This window comes from Longimicrobium sp., assembly GCF_036399935.1.
Lineage (GTDB): Bacteria > Gemmatimonadota > Gemmatimonadetes > Longimicrobiales > Longimicrobiaceae > Longimicrobium.
Map to the genome: position 1 here is coordinate 59,204 of NZ_DASWMD010000033.1, position 23,057 is coordinate 82,260.

Here is a 23,057-nt window from a genome sequence, read left to right on the forward strand (position 1 = left end):
CGCGCGGAAACAGCGCCTCACACGGAGGGCACGGAGGGCACGGAGGAGCTTTCCTCCGTGCCTTCCGTGCCCTCCAGCCTTTCAGGTCAGGTGCACGGCGTGCCGAGGGGCGGAACCGGCTGGTCCACCCGCGGGCGCGCCGGGCGGTTGGCCACCTCCACACCGATGTCGGCGATCAGCTGCGTCACGCGCGCCAGCTTGTCGTAGTCGATCAGGTGGGCCTCGTCCTGCGGCTTGTGGTACTGGTCGTGGAGCCCCGTGGTGAAGAACGTCACCGGGATTCCGTAGCGCGCGTAGTTGTAGTGGTCAGACCGGCAGTAGATGCGCTCCGGGTGGTTGGGCGCATCGAACGAGTAGTCGAAGGCGAACGGCCGCGCCTGCGTGCGGTTCACGGTCTCCACCAGCTCCCCCAGCTCGGTGGAAAGCCGGCGCGAGCCCACCAGGTACAGCGAGTCGGGCGCGTTGCGGCCGATCATGTCGATGTTCAGCTGCGCGACGATGGACTCGCGCGGCACCGTGGGCGTGCGCGTGAACGCCTCCGACCCCAGCAGCCCCTTCTCCTCGGCCGTGTGCCAGACGAAGAGAACGGAGCGAGCGGGCGGCTGCCGCACCAGTCCCTCGGCGATCTCCAGCATGGCCACCGTGCCGCTGCCGTCGTCGTCGGCGCCGTTGTAGATGGAGTCTCCGTCCACCGGCTGGCCGATGCCGTCGTGGTCGTAGTGCGAGCCGATGGCCACGTACTCGCCGCGCCGCGCCGCGTCGGCGCCGGGGAGCACGCCCACCACGTTGAACGCCTCAACGGGCGAGCTGGTGGGGCGGAGGGCGTAGCGGAACGCCCCCAGGTCGGCCATGGGGCGGGTGGCCTGCGCCAGCGTACGCCCGATCATCCGCTCCGCGCCCGCCGGGTCGGTAAGGAACACCGTGGGAAGCGTGCCCGCGGCGGGCGCGGCGGTGTCCGGGGGAGACACGCTGCCGTTGCGGGCAATCCCCTGCGCGTACGCCCAGAACTGCTCCAAGTCGCCCTCGGCGATCATGATCACGCCGGCGAGGGGCGACCCGGGGCCCAGCAGCGCGCCCACGTTGTAGCGCGGCTGCCCCGGCTGCGCGCCGGGCGCCACGCCCATCCGCAGGATCAGCACGCCGCCGCGCATCTGCTCCGCCGTCAATTCCTCCGCGGCGGGAACGGAGGGATCCACGATCCATCCGCCGTACAGCAGCCGTCCCTCCGCCTGCTGTCGCGTGTTGGCGGGCAGCCCGCCGGTGCCGCTGACGGCGACGGTCACCTCCGTGCCCAGCGCCCGGCCGCCGAGGCTCACGTCCGCCTCCGTTCGCGTACGGACCAGCGGCACCGCGTTGAACCAGGTGCCGCCGTCGCCCGCGGGACGCAGCCCCAGCCGCGTCATCTCCGCCACCAGGTAGTCGGCCGCCTTGCGGATGCCGGGCGTCCCTACGTCGCGGCCCTGCATGCTGTCGTGCGCCACGATCTCCATCCGGTGGCGCAGGTCGGCCGCGGTAATGGCGGTTCCGGTAGGGGACGCGGGGCCGGGCATGGGCGCCGGGCCTGTCGCCGGCGCCGCGCAGGCCGCCAGCGCGGCGGCGAGGGCCGGGGCGGCGGCGCGAAGGGAGGATCTGCTCACGCGAAATCTCTGCTGCGGGTGGAAAGCCCCGATGCAGTGCGCGCGGGAGCCTGTCGCAAGCTCTCCCGCCTGGACGGCACGCGCAAGGACGGAAACGGACGAGGGCCCGCCCGGAACGCTCCCGGGCGGGCCCTCGTCGGCGTGCGGAAGCGGTCAGGGGCGCGTCCACACGTTGTTCTGGCGGTCCATGTCGGGAAAGGCGTTCTCGGCATCGACCTCCACCCGCACGATGGGCGACCCGCCCCCCGGCGGAAGGGTGAGCGTGGCCGACCTGCGGCCCGACAGCCACTCTTCCACCGGCACCTCCACCGTCTGCGTGCCGCCATCCTGGCGGGTGATGGTAACGCGCGCCGGCATGGGCGCGAGGCCCCGGTCCTGGACGACGATCGTAGCGCCGCTCCCCGACTCCGTTACGCTGGCGACGGCATGGTCCAGCGTCCACGTCTCGTAGAACCAGGTGCGCCAGAACCAGTCCAGGTCCTCACCCGCCACCTCCTCCACCGTGTTGAAGAAGTCCCAGGGGTAGGGGTGCTTGAACTTCCAGCGGTCGTGGAAGGTGGTCCACGCGCGGTTGAACGTCTGCTCGCCCAGCAGCCCGCGCAGGGTGGCGAAGACGGTGCCCGGCTTGGGGTACGACGCCGTGCCGAACGCCGCCGCGGTGTAGTGGAAGTCGCTGCGCCGCATGATCTCGCCCTCGGCGCCGGCGCGGGCCGTGCCCAGGTACGACGCGCGGTCCTCCAGCTCGGGCGTGGTCCCCGGAAAGGTGTCCCTGCGGGCCTGGGCCTCGTGGAAGGTGGTCATCCCCTCGTCCATCCACGAGTAGCGGCGCTCGTCGACGTTCACGATCATGGGCACCCACATGTGCGCCAGCTCGTGCGCCGTCACCGCGTACAGCGCCGAGTCGCCCTGCGCCGTGTATCCGCCGATCAGCGTCATCATGGGATACTCCATCCCCCCGCCGACGATGCCCTGTCCCTCCACCGCCGTCATGTGCGGCCAGGGATAGGGCACACCCGTGTAGCCGGAAAGAAAGCGGATGGAGTGCTGCTCGTACCGCGCCACGTGGCGCCAGCGGGGCGCGCTGGGGCGCCAGAAGGCGTGGATGGCGGCATGGTCCGCGCGCCCGTCGCCGTCGCGGTCGCCCACGGAGGTGCGGGTGGCGTCCCAGTTGGATTCGCGGGTGAGGCTGAACGCGGCGTCGCGCACGCTGTCGGCCCGGAAGCGCCAGGCGAGCACGCCGCCCTGGCCGGGCTGCGTGGCCCGCCCGAAGTCCGCCTGCGTCAGCACGTGGACCACGGTGTCGCTCTGGATCCCCGCGCGGTAGCGGGCCAGGACGGCCGGGGCCAGCACCTCATGCGGGTTCTGCAGCGCGCCCGTGCCGAACACCACCCACTGCGCGGGCGCCTCGACGGTGATGTCGTAGCTGCCGAAGTCGGCGTAGAACTCGGCCGTGCCGCGGAACGGGTCCGGGTGCCATCCCACCACGTCGTCGTACACGGCCATGGCCGGATACCAGTACGCGAAGAAGAACAGGTTGTCGGCGTCCCACCCCATGCGGCCGCCCGCGCCCTCCTTGGGAACGGTGAAGCTCCAGTCCACCTCGATGCGCGCCGTGGCGCCCGGCTGCACCGGCGCCGCGGGGGTCACCACCATGCGCGTGCCGTTCACCACGTAGCGCGCGCCCTGGTTTCCGCCCGCCGACAGCGCCTGCCCGCCCACGGCGACGCGGGTGAGGGTGACGCCGCCGGTGACCTCGGCCGGCTCGTTGCGCACCACGCCCGGCGCGTGGTGGTTCATGGTCAGGTCCACGTGCAGCTGCGCGAGCGCGTCGGGCGAGTTGTTGGTGTAGGTGATCACCTGGCTCCCCTCCAGCCGCTTCTGCGCGGGGAGCACGCGGGCGCGGATGGCGTAGTCGGCGCGGTTCTGCCAGTAGCGCGCGCCCGGGGCTCCCGTCGGGGTGCGGGTGCCGCGGTCCACCCCGCGCTGGTGCCCGGCGGGCGGGGTGACGGGGTAGGGGATCGGGCGCTCCAGGCGGCCCGTCACGGGCGCCGGGCCCACCACCGGCCCTGCCTGCGGAGTGCACGCCGCCAGGGACAGCGCGGCGAAAAGCGCTGGGGACCAACGCGTCATCGAGGTTCCTCCGTTGATGGTTGCGGCGCAAGCTAGGGCGGCGCGGGGGCGCTCGGCAACCGGTCCGGCGCGCTTGCCGGGGCGGGGCGGGGGCGGCTAGCTTGCGGCCCTCCGCTCCCAGCCGTTTCCACCAGGCAGGTCATGCCCAGCATCCTGATCGCCCTCGCCGCCCTCGCGGCGCGTCCCACCGCCACGCGCGCGCAATCCTGCTTCGGCGTAAAGGTGCTGGCGCGATGAAGCCGTTCCTGATCGGCATCGCGGGGGGAACGGGGTCGGGGAAGACCACCGTGGCGCGGCGGATCTACGATTCGCTGCACCTGGATTCGGCCGTCTTCATCGACCACGACTCGTACTACCGGGACCTGTCGCACCTTTCGCTCGAGGAACGGGCCGGCGTCAACTTCGACCATCCCAACTCGCTGAACAACGACCTGCTGATCGCGCACCTGACGGACCTGGTGGAGGGGCGTGCCATCGACAAGCCGGTGTACGACTTTTCCCGCCACACGCCGGCCCCGGAAACCATCCGCACCGAGCCGCGCGACGTGATCCTGGTGGACGGGATCCTGCTGTTCGCCGAGCCGCGCCTGCGCGAGATGTTCGACCTACGCATCTTCGTGGACACCGACGCCGACGTGCGCTTCATCCGGCGCCTGCGCCGCGATCTGGAAGAGCGCGGCCGCTCGCTGGACTCGGTGATCGAGCAGTACCTGACCACCGTGCGCCCCATGCACTTCGAGTTCGTGGAGCCCTCGAAACGCTACGCCGACGTCATCATCCCCCGCGGCGGGCAGAACCGCGCCGGGATCGACGTGGTGGCCGCGCGCATCCGCGAGCGCCTGGCCGAGAAGGCGCGCGACCAGGCCGCGTCCGGGCCGTAGGCAGGAGGAACTGATGGCGCGGCGGGACCTTGCGCCATCTGCCGTCACCGGCGAGTTTTTGGCGGTCGATCCTGCTGCTCGCCCGGGTAGCAGCGTGATGCAGCCCCGCCGCACTCCCCTCGCATGACACGCTCCCGCATCATCTTCGCCCCGCGCACCATCCTGGGCGCCCTGCTGAAGTTCTCCATCGTCGCCGCCCTCGTGGTCCTGATCTCGCCCGCGCTGCGCACGCGCGCGGCGCCGCACGTGGAGCCGCTGGTCAACCCCTTCCGCCGCATCGCCGTCGGGGACCGCGTCAACAGCCTGGCGCGGCTGGTGGAAAAGGAAATCCACCGCACCGGCGAGGCGCCGCAGCCGCGCGACCTGGCCCGCATCCTGAAGCGGATGTACCCCGGCCGCGACGACGCCGCGCTGGACCCGTGGGGGAGCCGCTTCCTGCTGCGCCGCCGTGCCGGCTCGTTCCACGTGCTCTCCACCGGCCCCGACCGCCGCCAGGGCACGGCCGACGACATCGTCTCGGACCCGCTCCCCGTCCCCGACTGAGCGGCGAGCCGAGGGCCTCAGGCGAAACGCCGGAGACCGTCGGGAGAAGGCGGCCGTGAGGCGGAAAACGGGCCGGTTCCCCGCGCGGGAGCCGGCCCGTCCATCCCTCCAATGGCATCGAGCGATCGATTCCGCGTCCTGGCCGGAACCGGCGCCCGCTAGCGACGCGCCCACCGGCCGGCCTATACTGTTCCCCATGCCTGCGCGCGATCCGCACGATCTGCCCGTACCACCGCCGCCGCGGGAAGGCGGGCCGTCGATGCTCGACTTGGTCCGCCTCAGCCGCGATGCGGTGTTCCCGCCCGGCGGGGAAGAGCTGTACCGGCAGATCGGGCGGCTGACGGAGCTGGCCGCGGAGCACGAGGTGATCGACGCGGCCTGCGGGCGAGGCATCAGCTCGCTCTTCCTGGCCGAGACGTTCGGGTGCGCCGGCGTGGGCATCGACCCCGACCAGGTGCTGGTGGACCAGGCCGAGGCGCGGGCGCGCGACAGCGGGGTACACGGCCGCTTCACCTTCGAGACCGCCGCGCTCGACGACCTGCCGTTCAAGGACGGCACCTTCGACGTGGCCATCGGCGAGATCGGCCTGGCCGCCGAGGCAGATCCCGCGCGCGCCGTGCGCGAGCTGGCGCGCGTGGTGAAGCCGCACGGGTGCGTGGTGCTGGTGCAGCTGATCTGGACGGGGCACGTGGACCCGGCTCGCCGCGAGATCCTGGTGCAGCACCTGGGCGCGCGCCCCATGATCCTGGTGGAGTGGAAGCAGCTGCTGCGCGACGCCGGGGTGGTGGACCTGACGGTGGAGGACTGGTCCGACGCCCCGTCGCCCTTCCGGCCATCCGCGGGCGGGCCCTTTCCCGACTTCACGCAGATCTTCTCGGCGCGCGAACGGTTCGACATCCTCCGCCGGGCGTTCCGGCGGTGGGGATGGAGCGGGGTACGGGGCGCCGTGCTGCGCGAGCGCGAAATCCACCGGCTGCTCACCCGCGAGCGGGTGCTGGGGCTGTCGCTGATCAAGGGAACCAAGTGGCCGGCCCCGGATGCGCCGGGCGCCCTAACCTGAACGAAACGCGAGATGGCCGTCGTCGAAGCAACCGTCCAGCTCAGCCGCGAAACCGTCGACCGCATGCGCGAAGAACTGCGCGCGCTGAAGGTCGACGGGTGGCTGCTCTTCAACTTCCTGGGCAGCAACCCCATCGCCGGCGAGCTGCTGGGCCTTCCCGCGATGACCCGGCGCTACTTCGTCTGGATTCCGGCCGAGGGCGAGCCGGTGGCGCTCACCCACCGCATCGAGCAGCAGCCGTGGACGGGGTGGATCGGTGAGAACTGGCCGTACTCGTCGTGGCGGGAGCTGGAGAGCCGCCTGGCGCAGCTGCTGGCCGGCAACCCCCGCGTTGCCATGGAGTACGCCCCGGGCGACGCCGTGCCCTACGTGGACCGCGTGCCGGGCGGCGTCATCGAGATGGTGCGCACCACCGGCGCCGAGGTGGTGACCTCCGCCGACCTGGTGAGCGCCTTCTACGCCCGCTGGACGCCGGAAGGGCTGGCCAGCCACCACCGCGCCGCCACCGTCGTGTACGAGACGGCGCACACGGCCTTCCGGATGATCGCCGACGCCATCCGCCACGATAAGCGCATCACCGAGTGGGAGGTGCGCCGGTGGATCGCGGACGAGTTCGCGCGGCGCGGCATCGTCGTGGGCGCCGACTCCATCGTGGGCGTCAACGGCAACGCGGCCAACCCGCACTACGCCCCCTCGGCCGACAAGCACTCCGAGATCAAGCGCGGCGACCTGGTGCTGATCGACCTGTACGGCAAGGAAGGCGGGGTGGAGGCCATCTACGCCGACCAGACGTGGATGGGCTACGCGGGCGAGCAGGTTCCCGAGCGCATCGCCGAGATCTTCGCCGCCGTCCGCGACGCGCGGCTGGCCGCCATCGACCTGGTCCGCCGCCGCTGGGACGCGGGCGCGCCGGTCGCCGGCTACGAGGCCGACGACGCGTCGCGCAACGTCATCGCCGAGCGGGGCTGGGGCGACGCGTTCATCCACCGCACGGGGCACTCCATCGACCGGCAGCTCCACGGCTCAGGGCCCAACATCGACAACCTGGAGTCGCGCGACACGCGCCGGCTGATCACGGGCATCGGGTTCTCCGTCGAGCCGGGGATCTACCTTCCGGGCGATGTCGGCTTCCGTTCGGAGGTGGACGTGTACATGGGGCCGGACGGGCCCGAGGTCACCACCCCCGAGCCGCAGACCGAGGTGTACGCCCTGCTTTCGGACCCGCGCTTCGCCTGATGCCGCCCGATCCCATCCCCCTCCGGCGGCGGGCCCCGGCGCACGGGCTCACCCTGCTGGCCGTGGTACCGGCCCCGGCGGAGGAAGGAGCGTGGGAGCCGGCGGACCCCGCCTTCGGGTCGGAGCTGGTGGAAGAAGGCGACCTGGCGGCGCTGGTGGCCCCGGCGCCGGCGCCCGGCGCGGACGCCGCCCCGGAGCACGTGACGGCGCGGCACTGGGAGGTGCACCGGGCGCTGCTGCGCGGCGACGTGGCGCCGGCGCCGGTGGGCATCGTATTCGACTCGGCGGACGACGTGCGGGCGTTCCTGGCCGAGTCGCACGCGGCGCTGCATGGCGCGCTGGACCGGGTGGCGGACCGGTGGGAGTTCCGCCTTCACGTGGGGGTGACGGAGCAGGGGCTCGCGCGGCAGATGGCGCTGGATTTGTCCACGCACATCTACGCCGAGCTGCGCCGCATCTCCGCCGGGGCGATGACGCTGGCGCCGGCCGCGGGCGGGGTGCTCAGCGCGGCGTTCCTGGTGGAGCGCTCCGCGTCGGTCGCCTTCCAGGACCGCGCGGAGGTGCTGGGCCACCTGAACGGCGCGCTGGCCCTGGACCTGACCGGCCCCTGGCCCGCGTACGACTTCGTGCACATGCACGCGGTGACGACGAGTGCGTAAGTGCGGGAGTGCGTGAGTGCGTGAGTGCGTGAGTGCCGGAATCTGCGGGGAATCGCGATCTGGACGTAGGGACCCGCCAGGTGTCATCCTGAGGCCCAAGCGCACCGTACTGGCCTGTACGCCAGACGTCGCGGGCCGAAGGATCTAGCGGCGGACACGTACAAGGTCGGGCGCGGCAGCGGTCCCCGAAACCGAGGCCTCGGCTGCCGTGGGGCCCTCACCCGTCCGCGCTGACACGCGTCCACCCTCTCCCACAAACAGCGTGGGAGAGGGGGTACACTTCGGGCTCGAGCGCGGCGGCAAGCACAGTGGCAGCGGCCCGGCCCTGCTGGGGCGAATAAAGTCGCGGCAACGACGGCCCAAAGTCCGCCTTCGCGGACTGCACGCCTACTCGGGTGCACCCCGCCAGCCGAAGCGCACTCGAATTCTCCCTTTCCCCTGCGAAGCGGGGGAGAGGGCCGGGGAGAGGGGGCTCCCGCAGCATGCACCGGCAGCCAGCCTCATCCGGCACGAAGTTCCCCCCCCTCCCGGCGCAGTTTGCCGGGGGAGGGGCCCCCCCGCAGCATGCACCGGCAGCCAGCCTCATCCGGCACGAAGTTCCCCCCTCTCCCGCGCGGTTTGCGGGGGAGGGGCCGGGGGAGGGGGAACCACCACACGACCGAGAGCCGAATGAAGCTGGACTTCGAGATCGTTGAACTCAACACGAAGCACGCGTTCAACATCGCGCGCGAAAAGGCCCCGCCCTCACGCCGGCTCGTCTGGGTGCGCATCCGCGACGAGGACGGCGTCGAAGGCTGGGGCGAGGCGTCGCCCCAGCCGTTCTACGGCGAGACGGCGGACACCGTCCTCGCCGTCCTCCCGCGCCTGGCCGACGCGCTCCAGTCCGCGTCCGGCGGCGACCCGTTCGCGCTGGAAACGATGGACGAGGCGCTTCATCACGCGCTGGCGCACCACGGCTCCGCGCGCGTCGCCATCTCTTGCGCGCTGCACGACCTGGTGGGCAAGAAGCTGGGCGTACCCGTGTGGAAGCTGTGGGGGCTGAACCCCGCCGCCGCGCCCAAGTCGTCGTTCACCATCGGCATCGACGAGTTGGACGTGATGCGCGCCAAGGTGCGTGAGGCGGCCGGGTATCCCATCCTCAAGATCAAGGTGGGCACGCCGCGCGACCGCGAGATCCTGGCGATGATCCGCGAAGAGGCGCCGGATGCGGTGATCCGCGTGGACGCCAACACCGGCTGGACGGCCAAGCAGACCATCGCCGCCATGCCCATGCTGCAGGAGTTCGGCGTGGAGTTCGTGGAGCAGCCTCTTCCCGCGCACGACCTGGCCGGCCTCAAGCTCGTACGCGAGAACTCGCCGCTGCCCATCATCGCCGACGAGTCGGTGGAAACCGCGGCGGACGTGGCGAAGCTGGCGGGCGTGGTGGACGGCGTGAACATCAAGCTGTCCAAGTGCGGCAGCCTGCGTGAGGCCATCCGCATCGTCCACGCGGCGCGCGCCCACGGGATGAGCGTGATGCTCGGCTGCATGATCGAGTCGACGCTGGGCATCGCCGCCGCCATCCAGCTTACGCCACTGGTGGACTACGTGGACCTGGATGGCGCCGCGCTGCTCGCATCGGACCCGTTCCGCGGGCCGGGGCTGGAAGCGGACGGAACGCTGCGGTTCAACACCGAGCCGGGACTGGGAGTCACGCGCTAAGTTGTTCGTAGAAGTCGCCCTGCCGCTTCCCCTTCCGCGCACCTTCACGTACGCGGTTCCGCCCGAGCTGCGCGACGCCGCGCGGCCGGGCGCGCGCGTGCTGGTGCCGTTCGCCAACAAGGAAAAGATCGGCTGGATCGACCGCGTGGCCAGCGAGCCGCAGGCCGCGGACAGGATCAAGCCCGTCAGCGCCGTCCTCGACACGACACCGTCCGCCACGCCCACCGTCCTGCGCCTCAGCCGGTGGATCGCCGAGTACTACCTGGCGCCCCTGGGCCAGGTGCTCCGCACCGCGCTCCCTGCTGGCCTGGCGGACTCGTCCACCGACTTCATCATCCTGGCCAGCGACCCCGGCGACGAAGGACTGACGCAGCACGAGGCGAAGCTGGTCGACTTCCTCCGCGGGCGCGAGGGGCCGCAGCCCGTCGCCCGCGTCCGCCGTGAACTGGGGGAGCGTGCGTCGTGGCCCATCATACGGCGGCTGGAAGAGCAGGGGATTCTCCGGGTGGAAACCGAGGCCCCCCGCGAGCAGCCGCCGGTCCGCACGCGCCGAATGCTGGTGATCGCCCGCGTGCTGCCGACGCTGCTGGCCCGTGAGGAGGCGTTCGGGCGGGCCAGGCGCCAGCGCGAGGCGTACGAGGTGATCGAAGGCCTCGGGGGCCGGGTGGAGGCGGCACACCTGACCGGCCAGCTGGGATTCACCACCGAGATCGTCCGGCAGCTGGTGAAGAAGGAACTGCTCGCCGTCGAGGAGGAGGAGGTCTCCCGCGATCCCTACGCGCAGATCCCGGACGGCGCCGCCCCGCGGCTCAAGCCGACGGAAGCGCAGGCCGGCGTCATCGTCCACCTGCAGCACGCATCCCGAACCGCCACGCCGGGGACGTTCCTGCTGCGCGGGGTGACGGGATCGGGCAAGACGCTCGTCTACATCGAGCTGCTGCGCGAGGTGGTGGACCGGCAGGGGAAGACCGCGATCGTCCTGGTGCCCGAGATCGCCCTGACGCCGCAGACGGTGGGGCGCTTCAAGGCCGTCTTCGGCGACCGCGTGGCCGTGCTACACTCCGCCCTTTCCGACGGCGAGCGCTACGACGAGTGGCGCTCGCTGCGTTCCGGAGCGAAGCGAATCGTGGTGGGCGCGCGCTCCGCCGTGTTCGCGCCGATGCAAAATGTGGGCGCCATCATCGTCGACGAGGAGCACGAGGGCTCGTACAAGCAGGGCGAGGCGCCGCGCTACCACGCCCGCGAGGTGGCCGTCGTCCGCGCGGCCATCGAGGGCGCCGTCTGCCTGCTGGGCTCCGCCACGCCGGCGCTGGAAAGCTGGGCGAATGCAAAGGCGGGCAAGTACACGCTGCTGGAGCTGCCCCACCGGGTCGGCGGGCAGCCGCTGCCGCCCATCCGCATCGTCGACCTGCGCAAGGAGCGCGAAAAGATCAAGAAGACCACGGGCCCCCTCCAGGAGCCGTCACCCGTGGTCGTGTCCGACATCCTTGCGGAGGCCGTCCGCGAGCGCATCCGCAAGCAGGAGCAGACCATCCTGCTGCTCAACCGGCGCGGGTACGCCACCTTCGTGCAGTGCCGCGAGTGCGGGCTGGTGTGGCACTGCCCGCACTGCAACGTGTCGCTGACATACCACCGCAAGCGCCACCGGCTGACCTGCCACTACTGCCTTCACGAAGAACCCGCGCCCAAGCACTGCGCGTCGTGCGGCTCCGCCGAGCTGAGCTTCAAGGGCGTGGGAACGGAGCAGGTGGAGCGCGCCGTCGAGGAGGCGTTCCCCTCGGCCCGCATCGCGCGGATGGACGTGGACACCACCGGCGGAAAGTGGGCGCACCACGACATCCTGGGACGGGTGGAGCGGGGCGAGGTCGACATCCTGCTGGGCACGCAGATGATCGCCAAGGGGCTGGACTTTCCCAACGTCACCCTGGTCGGGGTGATCAACGCCGACACGGGGATCAACCTTCCCGACTTTCGCGCCACCGAGCGCACGTTCCAACTGCTGACGCAGGTGGCGGGACGGGCCGGGCGCGGGCCCAAGGGCGGCGACGTCTTCATCCAGACGGCGCTACCCAACCACTACGCCATCATTTCTGCCACGGAGCACGACTTCGTGGGCTTCGCCGAAAAGGAGTTCGACACCCGCCGCGATCCTGCGTATCCGCCGTTCTCCAGGCTGATCAACGTGGTCGTCAGCGGCGTGGACGAACAGCTCACGCAGGAGGCCGCCGTCGCCGCCGCCGATTGGATGTCGGGGCTGCTGACCGCGCGCAAGGTGGCGGACGTCGTTCTCGTCGGCCCGGCGCCGTGCCCCATCGACCGCATCCGCACCCGCTGGCGCTGGCACTTCATCCTGCGCTCGCCCAACGCCAAGGTGCTGGGACAGGTCGGGCGCTATTTCTACGAGAAGTACCGGATTCCCGCCAACAAGGCCGACCTTCGGATCGCATTGGACCGCGATCCCGTCGCCCTCCTGTAACGGACTCTGCGTCAACGCTGTGCAACCAAATGCGGGGCTTCGGGTTACGGAGGATGGGCGCGGAAGGTGGCTCATCCGATGCGATTGGTGCGCACGGTGGCGGCTTCCACAACATGTGGTACTCCGCCTTGACGAATGCCCCACCCGTGGCAATCATTAGAGTGGGCGCACTGGATCGTGCGGCCACTTCCGGAGGAACGTCGTGCGCGGGGCAGGAGGAGGACGTGCGCAGGCTCGTGACGAGCCTGGCCTGCACGCCCCGGGACGACTGCTTGTTTTTGTCGCACGATCCTTGATCATCCACCATCCAGCCGATCGCCGACCGCAGAACAGGAAACCGTAATTCGCCGAAAGGAGGGGCGAGCCCATGGGGTGTCTGGCACTGAACGCATCGTACGAACCGCTGACCATTCTGCCGGTTGAACGAGCCCTTAGGCTGGTGTTCGATCGCAAGGCCGAAGTGCTCGAGGCGGACGACCGGCGCATCTACCGTTCGGCCAAGGAGCGCGTCGCGGCGCCCCTCGTCATCCGGCTGAAGCGGTTCGTGCACGTGCCGCGCAAGTTCCGCCGCCAGGTGACCAACACCTTCCTGTTCGCGCGCGACGGCTACCGCTGCATGTACTGCGGGCGCACGAAGACGCAGCTTCGCGGACGCGAGTTCCTTACGCGCGACCACGTGCTGCCGCTTTCGCGCGGCGGGCTGAACACGTGGGACAACGTGGCCACGGCCTGCTCCGGCTGCAACAACCGCAAGGCCAGCCACCTGCCGGAAGAGTGCGGCATGCACCTGATGCAGACGCCCTCGGAGCCCAACTACGTGGAGCTGGTGTGGGCGGTGCGCCGCGTGACCCGCGTGCAGGCGAAGTACATCGGCATGTTCTACGGTGACGAGGTGCTCGACGCCCTCATCCGCCACGCCGACGACGAGCACGAGCCGAAAGGCCCCGCCGGGGAGCACGAACCCGTGCGCCACCTGGCGCTGGTGTCGTAAGGCGGGCCCGTCGAAGCTGACCGGCCCGCCTTCTTTTTTGGACCACGCCCGCTCCGGCCCACGCCGGGGCGGGCGTTCCTCGTCGCCGCCAGAATCTGTCATCCAGAGGCCCAAGCGCACCGTTCCCGCCCGGAGCACATCCCGTGCGGGCCGAAGGATCTGGCCTGGGGCACCTCCAAGCCTGGGCGCGGCAGCGGTCACCTGTGCAGAAGCCGCGACGCCGGGGCGTTCCGAAGCGGGCCGGCGCATTCCCCGGCTGCCCTCTCCCCCGGCCCCTCTCCCGCAAGCGGGAGAGGGGAGAATTCGCTCGCGCTTCGGCAGGTATCGCGCGCGTGCTGGTGAAGCCCCGAGCGGGACGCGACAGCGGCCCGAGTCGGGGCTTTCCGCTTTCCCAGCGGCGGGTTCACCCGCTCTTACGGGGCCAGCGGCCGTCCGCAGCGTGACGGGCTCCTCCGGCGGTTTCGGCCACGCGCCCAGCCCTGACGAAAAAGCCCCCCTCCAGTCGCCTGGAGAGGGGCTTTCGTCGCTCGGCCGGTCCGGACCCGATCAGTCGATCAGGTACAGGAAGCGGCCGCAGCTCTGGCAGGAGCGGATCTCTTCGTTGCGGTCGGCGTCCGAGGCCAGGGCCGTCGGCACCTGCACGAAGCAGCCGTAGCACGTGCCGCGGATCACCGGCACCACCGTGCGGGGGTGCTTGGCACTCATCCGCGTGTAGCGGCTGCGCACCGGGGGCGGCAGCGAATCCACCATCTCGTCGATCTTCAGCTCGATCTGGCGGACGGCCTCGTCGACGCCCAGGCCGAACACCGATTCCTGGACCTCGCGGTCGGCGCCGGCCTGCTCCAGCTCGCGGCGCTGCGTCTTGAGGTCCTGAATCTCCAGCAGGACTTCCAGGTGAGGATGCATGGTCCCTTGTCGTTGGTCAGGCGGCCTTTTCCTCGAGCAGCGCCAGGAACTCCCTGGGCGTCTGCACCTCCGAAAGCCGGCCCGGCACGTCGGCCTCCTTCACGAAGCCGGCGATCTTCCCCAGCACCGGAAGGTACTGGTTGGATACCTCCAGGGGCGGCGCCACGATCAGAAAGAAGTACTGCACCGGGCTGTCGTCGATGGCCTTGAAATCCACCCCCTCGTTCCTGCGGCCGAAGGCCACGCGAAGCCGGTTCACCACCAGCGAGCGGCAGTGGGGGATGGCGATCCCCTTGCCGATGCCGGTGGAGCCCAGGTTCTCGCGCCGCTTCAGCATCTTGAAAAGGATTCCCTGCGCCTTTTCGTCCAGCCCCAGAAGGCCGATCAGCTCCTTCAGGATCTCGTCCTTGGACGAGCCCTGCAGGTCCAGGTTGATCGCGTCTTCCGTGAAGAACTCACGAAGTTCCATATGTCAAATCCCGTTGGGCAAAGCCGTTCCGTGATGTAGCCGTACAAAGAACGCGTGAATGTAAGCCCGGGGTTGAGGCGTGTCAAAAGAAGTGCGCGAGGGCGGGAGTGCGCCGGTGCGGGCCTCCCCGCGTCGCGGTGTTCCCCCTGTTCACCTGCTGGCGTAAACCATCCGGTTGCCGGGCCTGTGCGCGGCGGGTACATTTCCAGCCTTCCCGGCGCAGTTTTTACAGGCCGTCCGCGGCTGCCTTTCCCTGATGGCGATCCCCCAGAGATGGCGTCCGACGATACACCGCTCATGCAGCAGTGGCGCGAGGTCAAGGCGCGCCACCCGGACGCGCTGATCTTCTTTCGCGTCGGCGACTTCTACGAGCTCTTCAACGAGGACGCCGTCGAGGGCTCCAAGCTCCTGGGCCTGACGCTCACCTCGCGCAACAACGGCAGCAGCAAGGCCCCGCTGGCGGGGATTCCCGTGCACGCGCTGGAAAACTACCTGCGCCGGCTGGTGGGGTTCGGCAAGCGCGTGGCCATCTGCGACCAGGTGGAAGACCCCGCCCTGGCCAAGGGCCTGGTGCGCCGCGCGGTGACGGAAATGGTGACGCCGGGCGCCGTGTTCAGCGATGCCCTGCTGGATTCGCGGCGCAACAACTACCTGGCGGCGGTCGCCGGCGACGCGGCGGGCGAGGGCGACGTGGGGCTGGCCCTGGCCGACCTCACGACCGGCGAATTGACGGTACGGCGGGTGGACTGGGACGAGCTTCCCGACGTGCTGGGCATCCATCAGCCCGCCGAGCTGCTGCTGCCGCGCACCTGGGAATTGTTTCCCCTCCCCGGGGCGGGGAAGGCCACCCTCACCTACCGCGGCGACTGGCTGTTCGATCCCCGCGGGGCGGCCGAGGAGCTGACCCGCCACTTTCGCGTCGCCAACCTGGCGGGATACGGCTTCGAGAGCGGCGACCAGTGGCTGGCGGCGGCGTGCGGTGCGCTGGTCTCGTACCTGGGCGAGGTGCAGCCCGCCGGGTTCGCCGGCCTCCGCCCGCCGCGCGTGGAACGCCCCGGCACCGCCATGGTGCTTGACGAGATGACGCGCCGGAACCTGGAGCTGGTAGAGACCCTGCGCGGCACCGGGGCGGACGGCACGCTGCTGAAGGTGCTGGACGAGCCCTGCACGCCCATGGGCAGCCGGCTGCTGCGCCGCTGGCTCCTGGCCCCGCTGCTGAAGCCCGACCACGTGCAGGCGCGCCTGGACGCCGTGGGCGAGCTGTTCGACGACGACGGGATGCGCCGCGCCGTGCGGGATGCGCTCGGTGGCGTAAAGGACCTGGAGCGGCTGGCGGTCAAAGTCGGCGCCGGCCGTGCGACCCCGCGCGAGATGCTGGCGCTTTCCGCCTCGCTTTCCCGCGTTCCCCCGCTGATGGAGGCGCTCGCGCCCGCGCGGGCCAGCATGGTGGCCGTCCTGCGCGACGGGCTGGAGGCCATGGACGACGTGCGCGGGGCCATCGAAGCGGCGGTGGACCCCGAGGCCCCCGTCTCCCTGGGCGACGGCGGGGTGATCCGCGCCGGGCACCACGCCGACCTCGACGAGCTGCGCTCCATCCGCGACGGCGCCGTGGACTGGATCGCCCGGCTGCAGGCCACCGAGCGTGAGCGCACGGGGATCGGCTCGCTGAAGGTGGGCTTCAACCGCGTCTTCGGGTACTACCTGGAGGTCACCCGCCTGCAGTCCGACCGCGTGCCTGCCGACTACCACCGCAAGCAGACGCTGGCCAACGCCGAGCGCTACTACACGGCCGAGCTCAAGGAGTGGGAGGAAAAGGTCCTGGGCGCCGAGGAGCGCATCGGCTCGCTGGAGCAGCGGCTGTTCGCCGAGCTGCGCGAGACGGTCGCCCGCGAGGTGCCGCGCATCCAGCGCGTGGCCGACCACGTGGCCGTGGTGGACGTCCTCGCGGCGCTGGCGGAAGTGGCCGTGGTCCGCGACTTCGTGCGGCCCGTGGTCGATGGGGGATTCGCGCTGGAGATCCGCGGCGGGCGCCATCCCGTCGTCGAGACCATGATGCCGCGCGAGGACTTCATCCCCAACGACGTGAAGCTGGACGAAGCCGCGCGGGTGATGATCCTCACCGGCCCCAACATGGCCGGCAAGTCCACCACGCTGCGCCAGGTCGGGCTGATCGTCCTGCTGGCCCAGGTGGGCTCGTTCGTCCCCGCGCGGGCGGCGCACGTGGGGGTGGTGGACCGCATCTTCACCCGGGTGGGCGCGTCGGACAACCTGGTCCGCGGCCAGTCGACGTTCATGGTGGAGATGAACGAGACGGCGGCCATCCTGCACGGCGCCACCCCGCGGTCGCTGGTGCTGCTGGACGAGATCGGCCGCGGGACGAGCACCTGGGACGGCCTTTCCGTCGCCACGGCGACCACGGAGCACCTTCACGACCAGGTGGGCGCCAAGACCATCTTCGCCACCCACTACCACGAGCTCACGCGCCTGGACGAGCGGCTGGCGGGGGTGGTGAACTTCAGCGTGGCGGTGCGCGAGGTGGGCGAGGACATCGTCTTCCTCCGCCGCCTGGTGCCGGGCGGGGCCGACCGGTCGTACGGGGTGGAGGTGGCGCGGCTGGCCGGCCTTCCCGAAAGCGTGGTTGACCGGGCCCGGCAGATCCTGCAGGAGCTGGAAGAGCAGTCGGCCGCGCAGGCGCGAGGCGGCGCGCCCGATCCCACCCTGCAGCTGGGCCTGTTCGACGGCGGCGGCCTGCCGCACCCCGCGGTGGAGCGGCTGCGCCAGATCGACCCCAACGCCGTCACCCCCATGCAGGCGCTCGTGCTCCTGGCCGACCTGGTGAAGCAGGCCAAGGGCTGACGCGGCGGGTTGCGCGGCTTCGCCCGATCCGCCATTTTGAGCCGGAGAAACGGCGTTCCCCCGGGACCAGCGGCGGGGACGCCGTGGCGTGCTTTCGGAGGCTTCCATCGCCCCCGCGCCGCCCGCCGGACGCCCCTGCCCCCGCGCCGATGAACCGCCTTTCCGCCGTCCTGCTGGCCGCCGCGGCGCTCGCCGCCTGCGAGCGCGAGCCCGTCGTCGAGACGGCGCCCCGCCAGCTGACGCCGCCCCCCTTCCAGTATCCCGAGGAGCTCTGGGACGCGGGGGTGCAGGGGAAGACGGTGCTCAGCATCCGCGTGAACGAGCAGGGCACGGTCGATTCGGTGAAGGTCGACACCACCAGCGGCCACAAGGGCTTCGACTCGGCCGCCGTGGCCGGCACCCGCGAGCTTCGCTTTGCCCCCGCCACCCGCGGCGGGGCCCCCGTGGCCCGCTGGGTGGTGCTGCCCGTGGAGTTCCAGATCGAGCCTTCCGATTCCGCGGCCACCGCCGCCCCCGACGCAGCGACACCATGACCACGTCTGTGCTGGACCTCGCCTTTTCGCGCCCGCGCCACGCGCGGCCGTACGGCACCGTGCTCGAGACCATCGGGTGGACGCCGCTGATCCGCCTGAACCGCGTGGCCGAGGGCATCCGCACCCCCGTGTACGGCAAGGCCGAGTTCATGAACCCCGGCGGCAGCGTCAAGGACCGCATCGGGCCGGCGATCATCGAGGCGGCCGAGGCGGCGGGCACCCTGCGCCCCGGCGGCACCGTGGTCGAGGGGACCAGCGGCAACACCGGCGTGGGGCTGGCGCTGGCGGCGGCGATCAAGGGCTACCGCTGCATCTTCACCATCCCGGACAAGATGAGCCAGGAAAAGGTGAGGCTGCTCAAGGCCTTCGGCGCGGAGGTGATCGTCACCCCCACGGCCGTGGCGCCCGACCATCCCGACAACTACGTCATGATGGCCAAGCGCATCGCCGAGGAAACGCCCAACGCCATCCTGGCCAACCAGTTCTACAACCAGGCCAACCCGGCGGCGCACTACCGGACCACCGGGCCCGAGATCTGGGAGCAGAGCGAGGGGCGGGTGACGCACTTCGTTTCGGCCGCCGGCACCGGCGGCACCATCACCGGCGTGGGGCGCTACCTCAAGGAAAAGAACCCGGAGGTCCGCATCGTCGGCGGCGACCCGGTGGGCTCCATCATCCGCGGCTACTGGGAAACGGGGGTCAAGCCCGAGTCGGCCCCCTACAAGGTGGAGGGGATCGGGCAGGACAAGATCCCCGGCACCCTCGACATGTCCATCGTCGACGAGTGGCGCTCGGTGGACGACCGCTCGGCGATGACCATGGCCCGGCGGCTGACCCGCGAGGAGGGGCTGTTCGTAGGGGGCAGCACCGGGCTGATCGCCCACCTGGCGCTGGAGCTGGCGCGCGAGATCGACGACCCGGGGGCGCTGGTGGTGTGCCTGCTCTGCGACACCGGCGAGCGCTACCTGTCGAAGGTGTTCAACGACGAGTGGATGCGCGAAAACCAGCTGCTGGAGCCGGCGCGCGTCCGCGCGGCCGACATGGTGGCCGGCAAGAGTGACGGGGCGCCCCGGGAGATCGTCTCGGTGGCGCCGGAAACCCCGGTGCGGCAGGCGCTGGGGCTGATCACCCAGCACGACGTGTCGCAGCTTCCCGTGGTGGCCGAGGGCGACTGCGTGGGCCACCTGGCCGAGGCCACGCTGATGGCACGCGTGCTGGAAGACATGACGCTGCTCGAAAAGTCGGTGCAGCACCTGATGGACCCGCCGCTGCCGGTGGTGGACGCGCACGTGGACCTGCCCGGGGTGGCGCGGCTGCTGTCGCGCCAGAACCCGGCGGTGCTGGTGCGCCGCAACGGGCGGCTGGAGGGGATCATCACCCGCCACGACGTCCTGCGCTACATGACGGCGGGGCGCTGACGCCGCCGCAAAGGCGTAGTTGTTCCCGTGCGCCCGGCTGCGGGCGAATGACGTTGGCGGGATTGCATTTCGGACGCCCGTTCGAAGACGGGGACCCCGTTGACGTTTGCTACCGCCACGTTACATTCCGTGGTATCCGGAAGTTCGCGCGCGTGCTATCGTACGCGCCGGACGGATCGTCGTCCGACTCCGGTCAACAATCCCTTTCCTTTCCTGAGGAACAGCATGAATCGAGGCACGCGCACGGCGGCGACGCTGGTGTGGGCGCTCCTGCTGGTGCTTGGCCTTTCCGGCCGAGCGGCGGCGCAGGGCGTCACCACCTCGGCGGTTACGGGCCGGGTAACCAGCGCGGAGGACGCCCCGGTGGCGGGCGCCACCGTGACCGCCACGAACACGGCCACGGGCGCCACCTTCCGGGTGGTCACGCGCGCCGACGGCCGGTACCTGCTTACCGGCATGCAGCCGGGCGGCCCGTACCGCCTGGCGGTTTCGGCGCTGGGCTATGGCACGCAGACGCGCGACAACCTGAGCCTGCGGCTCAGCCAGACGGCCGAGGTGAACTTCCACCTCGCCACCCAGGCGCTGATGCTGGAGGGCATCACCGTGAACGCCGACCGCAACGCGGTGATTTCGGCGGGGCGCACCGGCACGGCCGCGGTGGTGAGCGACTCGGCCATCAGCCGCATGCCGACCATCACGCGCGACTTCACCGAACTGGTGCGGCTGGTGCCGCAGCTCAGCAGCAGCGGCAGCGGCACTAGCGCCGGCGGCCGCAACTTCCGCTTCAACAGCATCCAGATCGACGGCGCGGCTAACAACGACCTGTTCGGCCTTGCCTCCAGCGGCACTCCGGGTGGCCAGGCGGGCACCAAGGCCATCACGCTCGAGGCCATCCAGGAAGTGCAGGTGGTACTGGCGCCGTTCGACGTGCGCCAGGGCGGCTTCACCGGTGCCGGCATCAACGCCGTTACGCGCTCGGGCACCAACGACCTGCGCGGCTCGTTCGCTTTCTTCGGCCGCAACGAGAACCTGGTGGGCAACTACGAGTTCGACCAGGCGGGCACCACCATCCGCTCCACCGACATTGCCGAGTTCAAGCAGAACGAGGCGGCGTTCTCACTCGGCGGCCCCATCATCCGCGACCGCGCCTTCTTCTTCTTCGCGGGCGAGATCGCTCGGCGCGAGGCGCCCACCGGCGCTTTCATCGGCCCCAACGCGCAGGGGCAGCCCAGCACATTCGGCAGCAACCTGACTATCAACCCGTTCCGGGTCGACTCTGTCCTTACCGTGCTGCAGAACCGTTACGGCTACGAGGCCGGCACTTCGGGCCTCATCAACCTGCGGCGCGAGAGCAACAACTTTTTCGGCCGCCTCGACTTCAACCTGGGCGCGAACAACCGCCTGACGCTGCGCCACAACTACGTCGACGCCTGGGACGACAATTTCGGCCGCTCTGACGCGGGGTTCGCACTGGGCAGGGCGGGATATGTGTTCAACAGCACCACCAATTCCACGGTGGCGCAGCTGAACAGCACGCTGGGCAACCAGTTCTACAACGAATTCCGCGTGGGCTACACGACGGTCCGCGACAACCGCGACCCGGCCTCCAATCCGTTCCCGCGCATCGAGGTAGACCTGCCCACCGGTTCGTGCCAGGGCGGCGGCACGTGCCGCGTGCTGGCCGGTGCCGAAAACTTCTCGGTCGCCAACGCGCTGGACCAGAACGCCCTCGAGGTGACGAACGACCTGAGCTTCTCGCGCGGGATCCACTCGTTCACCGTCGGCACGTCCAACCAGTTCTTCAACTTCAGCAACCTGTTCGCCCGCAACCTGTACGGCCTGTACCGCTTCAGCGGCATCGCCGCGCTCGATGCGGGCACGCCGTCCCGGTACGAGGGTTCGTTCTTCAACGAGACCGTGCCGGGCGCCACCCCCCGCGCCGAGTTCCCGGTGCAGGCGCTGTCGTTCTACCTGCAGGACCGCATGTCGCTCACCGAGCGCCTGACCGTCACGCCGGGCATCCGGCTCGACGTCACGCGCTTCCCCGATGCGCCCAGTGAGAACCCGGCGTTCACGACCGCGTTCAACACTGCCTTCGCGGCCCAGGGCCTGGGCTCGTTCACGCGCCGCACCAGCGACATCCCGGAAAGCACCACCACGGTCAACCCGCGCGTGGGCTTCAATTGGGATGTCACGGGCACGCAGGCCACGCAGGTGCGCGGCGGCGTGGGGGTATTCGCCGGCCGCACGCCGTACGTGTGGATCAGCAATGCCTACGGCAACACGGGCCTGGACTACACCCGCTTCACCTGCTCCGGCACCGGGAGTACCAGCACCAGCCGGGCGCCGGCCTTCGTGGCTGACCCCTTGAACCAGCCGCGCGCCTGCGTGAACGCGGCGGGCGTTCCGCAGCCCGTCTCGGCGGTGCCCAACGAGATCAACACGGTCGACCCGGACTTCAAGATGCCGCAGGTGGTGCGGTACTCGGCGGCCATCGACCAGCGCCTGCCGGGGAACCTGATCGGCACGCTGGAGTTCCTGGGCACCGACGCGCTGAACGACCCGACCTACCGCGACCTGACCCTGGCCGACTCGGTCGTGGGCGGCAACCAGGTCATGGTGGAGGGCCGCCCGGTGTACCGCCGCGTGCAGGCGCCCGGGTTCGGCAACGTATACGACGTGACGAACACGTCCGAGAACTACTCGTACAGCATCACCGGCCAGCTGCAGCGGCCGTTCGTGAACGGGTGGGAGGCGTCCATCGCCTACACGTACGGCAGGTCCGAGGACGTGAATGGCCTGACTTCCAGCCAGGCAGGCTCGAACTTCCGGTTCAACCCGATCGACGACAACCCGAACGACCCGGCCCTGCGCCCGTCGCTGAACGACGTGCGGCACCGCTGGGTGGGCAGCTTCACCCGACAGTTCCGGTTCGACGCGTTCGGGCGCGCCCCGACCGACATCTCGCTGATCTACGTGGGCGAGAGCGGCCGCCCGTATTCGTACACGTACAGCGGCGACGTGAACGGCGACGGCCAGGACGCCAACGACCTGATCTACGTCCCGGCCAGCGCGTCGGAGATCGAGTTCCGCCCCCGCGTGACCACGGGCAGCAGCCAGAACCCGTTCACGCCGGCCGAGTCATGGGCCAACCTGAACGAGTTCATCGAGAGTGTCGCCTGCCTGCGTGAGGCCCGCGGCACGGTGGTCCAGCGGAACGCCTGCCGCCTCCCGTGGGTCAACCGGTTCGACGTGCGCGTGGCGCAGACGCTGCCCACGCTCCGCGGGCATGCCGCCGAGTTCACCGTCGACATCTCGAACTTCGCCAACCTGCTGAGCCGCCGCTGGGGCGTGGACCAGTTCGTGGGCAACCAGGCGGACCAGGTGCTGTCGCGCTTCGGCGCGTCGACCGCTCCCGGCCGCGCGCAGATGAATGGCTTCGGCCCGCGCACTAGCCCGTTCAACGTGGGCGACCTTGGTTCTCGCTACCAGATCGCCGCCGGCATCCGCTACACCTTCTAAGGAGGTAACGGCCGGGCAAACGAATCGGGGGGGGCCCCT

Annotated in this window: 16 protein-coding genes; 12 read left to right on the plus strand and 4 right to left on the minus strand. The window is 70.5% G+C overall.

Annotated features, from left to right (window positions below):
* Positions 1 to 86: 86 nt before the first annotated feature.
* Entirely contained in the window at positions 87 to 1,637 is a 1,551-nt protein-coding gene (locus VGB24_RS11195) for a M28 family metallopeptidase (RefSeq protein ID WP_331073026.1), read from the minus strand.
* Between the two features lie 153 nt (positions 1,638 to 1,790).
* Positions 1,791 to 3,767: a M1 family metallopeptidase gene (locus VGB24_RS11200; protein ID WP_331073027.1), complete on the minus strand. Its 1,977-nt coding sequence runs from the start codon at positions 3,765 to 3,767 to the stop codon at positions 1,791 to 1,793.
* Positions 3,768 to 4,000: 233 nt separating this feature from the next.
* On the opposite strand from VGB24_RS11200, the gene udk reads away from it, so the two are divergent.
* The 8 genes from udk (at position 4,001) to VGB24_RS11240 (ending at position 13,314) form a co-directional block, all read left to right on the plus strand.
* Positions 4,001 to 4,648 (plus strand): uridine kinase, encoded by a 648-nt coding sequence (gene udk / locus VGB24_RS11205; protein ID WP_331073028.1) that lies wholly within the window; start codon positions 4,001 to 4,003, stop codon positions 4,646 to 4,648.
* A 123-nt stretch (positions 4,649 to 4,771) separates the two neighbouring features.
* Positions 4,772 to 5,191, plus strand: a complete 420-nt coding sequence (locus VGB24_RS11210; RefSeq protein WP_331073029.1) for a hypothetical protein — start codon at positions 4,772 to 4,774, stop codon at positions 5,189 to 5,191.
* 259 nt (positions 5,192 to 5,450) lie between these two features.
* Positions 5,451 to 6,251 carry a class I SAM-dependent methyltransferase gene (locus VGB24_RS11215; protein WP_331073030.1) on the plus strand — a complete coding sequence of 267 codons (801 nt, stop codon included), beginning with the start codon at positions 5,451 to 5,453 and terminating at the stop codon, positions 6,249 to 6,251.
* A gap of 12 nt (positions 6,252 to 6,263) precedes the next feature.
* Positions 6,264 to 7,487: a Xaa-Pro peptidase family protein gene (locus VGB24_RS11220; RefSeq protein WP_331073031.1), complete on the plus strand. Its 1,224-nt coding sequence runs from the start codon at positions 6,264 to 6,266 to the stop codon at positions 7,485 to 7,487.
* On the plus strand, positions 7,487 to 8,146 hold the full coding sequence (locus tag VGB24_RS11225; RefSeq protein WP_331073032.1) for a GvpL/GvpF family gas vesicle protein: 660 nt from the start codon (positions 7,487 to 7,489) through the stop codon (positions 8,144 to 8,146). The genes VGB24_RS11220 and VGB24_RS11225 overlap by 1 nt, the downstream gene beginning before the upstream one ends.
* A 669-nt stretch (positions 8,147 to 8,815) precedes the next feature.
* Positions 8,816 to 9,847: a dipeptide epimerase gene (locus VGB24_RS11230; RefSeq protein WP_331073033.1), complete on the plus strand. Its 1,032-nt coding sequence runs from the start codon at positions 8,816 to 8,818 to the stop codon at positions 9,845 to 9,847.
* 1 nt (position 9,848) lies between these two features.
* Positions 9,849 to 12,323 (plus strand): primosomal protein N', encoded by a 2,475-nt coding sequence (priA, locus tag VGB24_RS11235; protein WP_331073034.1) that lies wholly within the window; start codon positions 9,849 to 9,851, stop codon positions 12,321 to 12,323.
* A gap of 439 nt (positions 12,324 to 12,762) precedes the next feature.
* The gene (locus VGB24_RS11240; protein WP_331073035.1) at positions 12,763 to 13,314 is read left to right on the plus strand and encodes an HNH endonuclease; all 552 of its coding nucleotides are present in this window, start codon (positions 12,763 to 12,765) and stop codon (positions 13,312 to 13,314) included.
* A 546-nt stretch (positions 13,315 to 13,860) separates the two neighbouring features.
* Here the strand turns inward: VGB24_RS11240 and VGB24_RS11245 are convergent.
* Together VGB24_RS11245 and VGB24_RS11250 are read right to left on the minus strand one after the other, a co-directional pair.
* On the minus strand, positions 13,861 to 14,220 hold the full coding sequence (locus tag VGB24_RS11245) for a C4-type zinc ribbon domain-containing protein (RefSeq protein ID WP_331073036.1): 360 nt from the start codon (positions 14,218 to 14,220) through the stop codon (positions 13,861 to 13,863).
* A gap of 16 nt (positions 14,221 to 14,236) precedes the next feature.
* Positions 14,237 to 14,689, minus strand: a complete 453-nt coding sequence (locus VGB24_RS11250) for a PTS sugar transporter subunit IIA (RefSeq protein WP_331021951.1) — start codon at positions 14,687 to 14,689, stop codon at positions 14,237 to 14,239.
* A 297-nt stretch (positions 14,690 to 14,986) separates the two neighbouring features.
* Between VGB24_RS11250 and mutS the strand changes: the two genes are divergently transcribed.
* The 4 genes from mutS to VGB24_RS11270 all read left to right on the plus strand — a co-directional run bounded on the left by mutS (position 14,987) and on the right by VGB24_RS11270 (position 23,018).
* Positions 14,987 to 17,545, plus strand: coding sequence for a DNA mismatch repair protein MutS (gene mutS / locus VGB24_RS11255; RefSeq protein ID WP_331073037.1), 2,559 nt, complete (start codon positions 14,987 to 14,989; stop codon positions 17,543 to 17,545).
* Between the two features lie 149 nt (positions 17,546 to 17,694).
* Positions 17,695 to 18,078, plus strand: a complete 384-nt coding sequence (locus VGB24_RS11260) for an energy transducer TonB (RefSeq protein WP_331073038.1) — start codon at positions 17,695 to 17,697, stop codon at positions 18,076 to 18,078.
* Entirely contained in the window at positions 18,075 to 19,496 is a 1,422-nt protein-coding gene (locus VGB24_RS11265; protein WP_331073039.1) for a pyridoxal-phosphate dependent enzyme, read from the plus strand. The genes VGB24_RS11260 and VGB24_RS11265 overlap by 4 nt, the downstream gene beginning before the upstream one ends.
* A gap of 225 nt (positions 19,497 to 19,721) precedes the next feature.
* Positions 19,722 to 23,018, plus strand: a complete 3,297-nt coding sequence (locus tag VGB24_RS11270; protein ID WP_331073040.1) for a TonB-dependent receptor — start codon at positions 19,722 to 19,724, stop codon at positions 23,016 to 23,018.
* Positions 23,019 to 23,057: the final 39 nt, after the last annotated feature.

Excerpts from the sequence above, each read along its gene's own strand:
- VGB24_RS11260 (WP_331073038.1), top strand. The coding sequence starts at position 17,695 with ATGAACCGCCTTTCCGCCGTCCTGCTGGCCGCCGCGGCGCTCGCCGCC.
- VGB24_RS11215 (WP_331073030.1), top strand. The coding sequence starts at position 5,451 with ATGCTCGACTTGGTCCGCCTCAGCCGCGATGCGGTGTTCCCGCCCGGC.
- VGB24_RS11245 (WP_331073036.1), bottom strand. The coding sequence starts at position 14,220 with ATGCATCCTCACCTGGAAGTCCTGCTGGAGATTCAGGACCTCAAGACG.
- VGB24_RS11200 (WP_331073027.1), bottom strand. The coding sequence starts at position 3,767 with ATGACGCGTTGGTCCCCAGCGCTTTTCGCCGCGCTGTCCCTGGCGGCG.
- mutS (WP_331073037.1), top strand. The coding sequence starts at position 14,987 with ATGCAGCAGTGGCGCGAGGTCAAGGCGCGCCACCCGGACGCGCTGATC.
- VGB24_RS11230 (WP_331073033.1), top strand. The coding sequence starts at position 8,816 with ATGAAGCTGGACTTCGAGATCGTTGAACTCAACACGAAGCACGCGTTC.
- VGB24_RS11210 (WP_331073029.1), top strand. The coding sequence starts at position 4,772 with ATGACACGCTCCCGCATCATCTTCGCCCCGCGCACCATCCTGGGCGCC.
- VGB24_RS11225 (WP_331073032.1), top strand. The coding sequence starts at position 7,487 with ATGCCGCCCGATCCCATCCCCCTCCGGCGGCGGGCCCCGGCGCACGGG.
- VGB24_RS11270 (WP_331073040.1), top strand. The coding sequence starts at position 19,722 with ATGAATCGAGGCACGCGCACGGCGGCGACGCTGGTGTGGGCGCTCCTG.
- VGB24_RS11265 (WP_331073039.1), top strand. The coding sequence starts at position 18,075 with ATGACCACGTCTGTGCTGGACCTCGCCTTTTCGCGCCCGCGCCACGCG.
- VGB24_RS11250 (WP_331021951.1), bottom strand. The coding sequence starts at position 14,689 with ATGGAACTTCGTGAGTTCTTCACGGAAGACGCGATCAACCTGGACCTG.
- udk (WP_331073028.1), top strand. The coding sequence starts at position 4,001 with ATGAAGCCGTTCCTGATCGGCATCGCGGGGGGAACGGGGTCGGGGAAG.
- VGB24_RS11220 (WP_331073031.1), top strand. The coding sequence starts at position 6,264 with ATGGCCGTCGTCGAAGCAACCGTCCAGCTCAGCCGCGAAACCGTCGAC.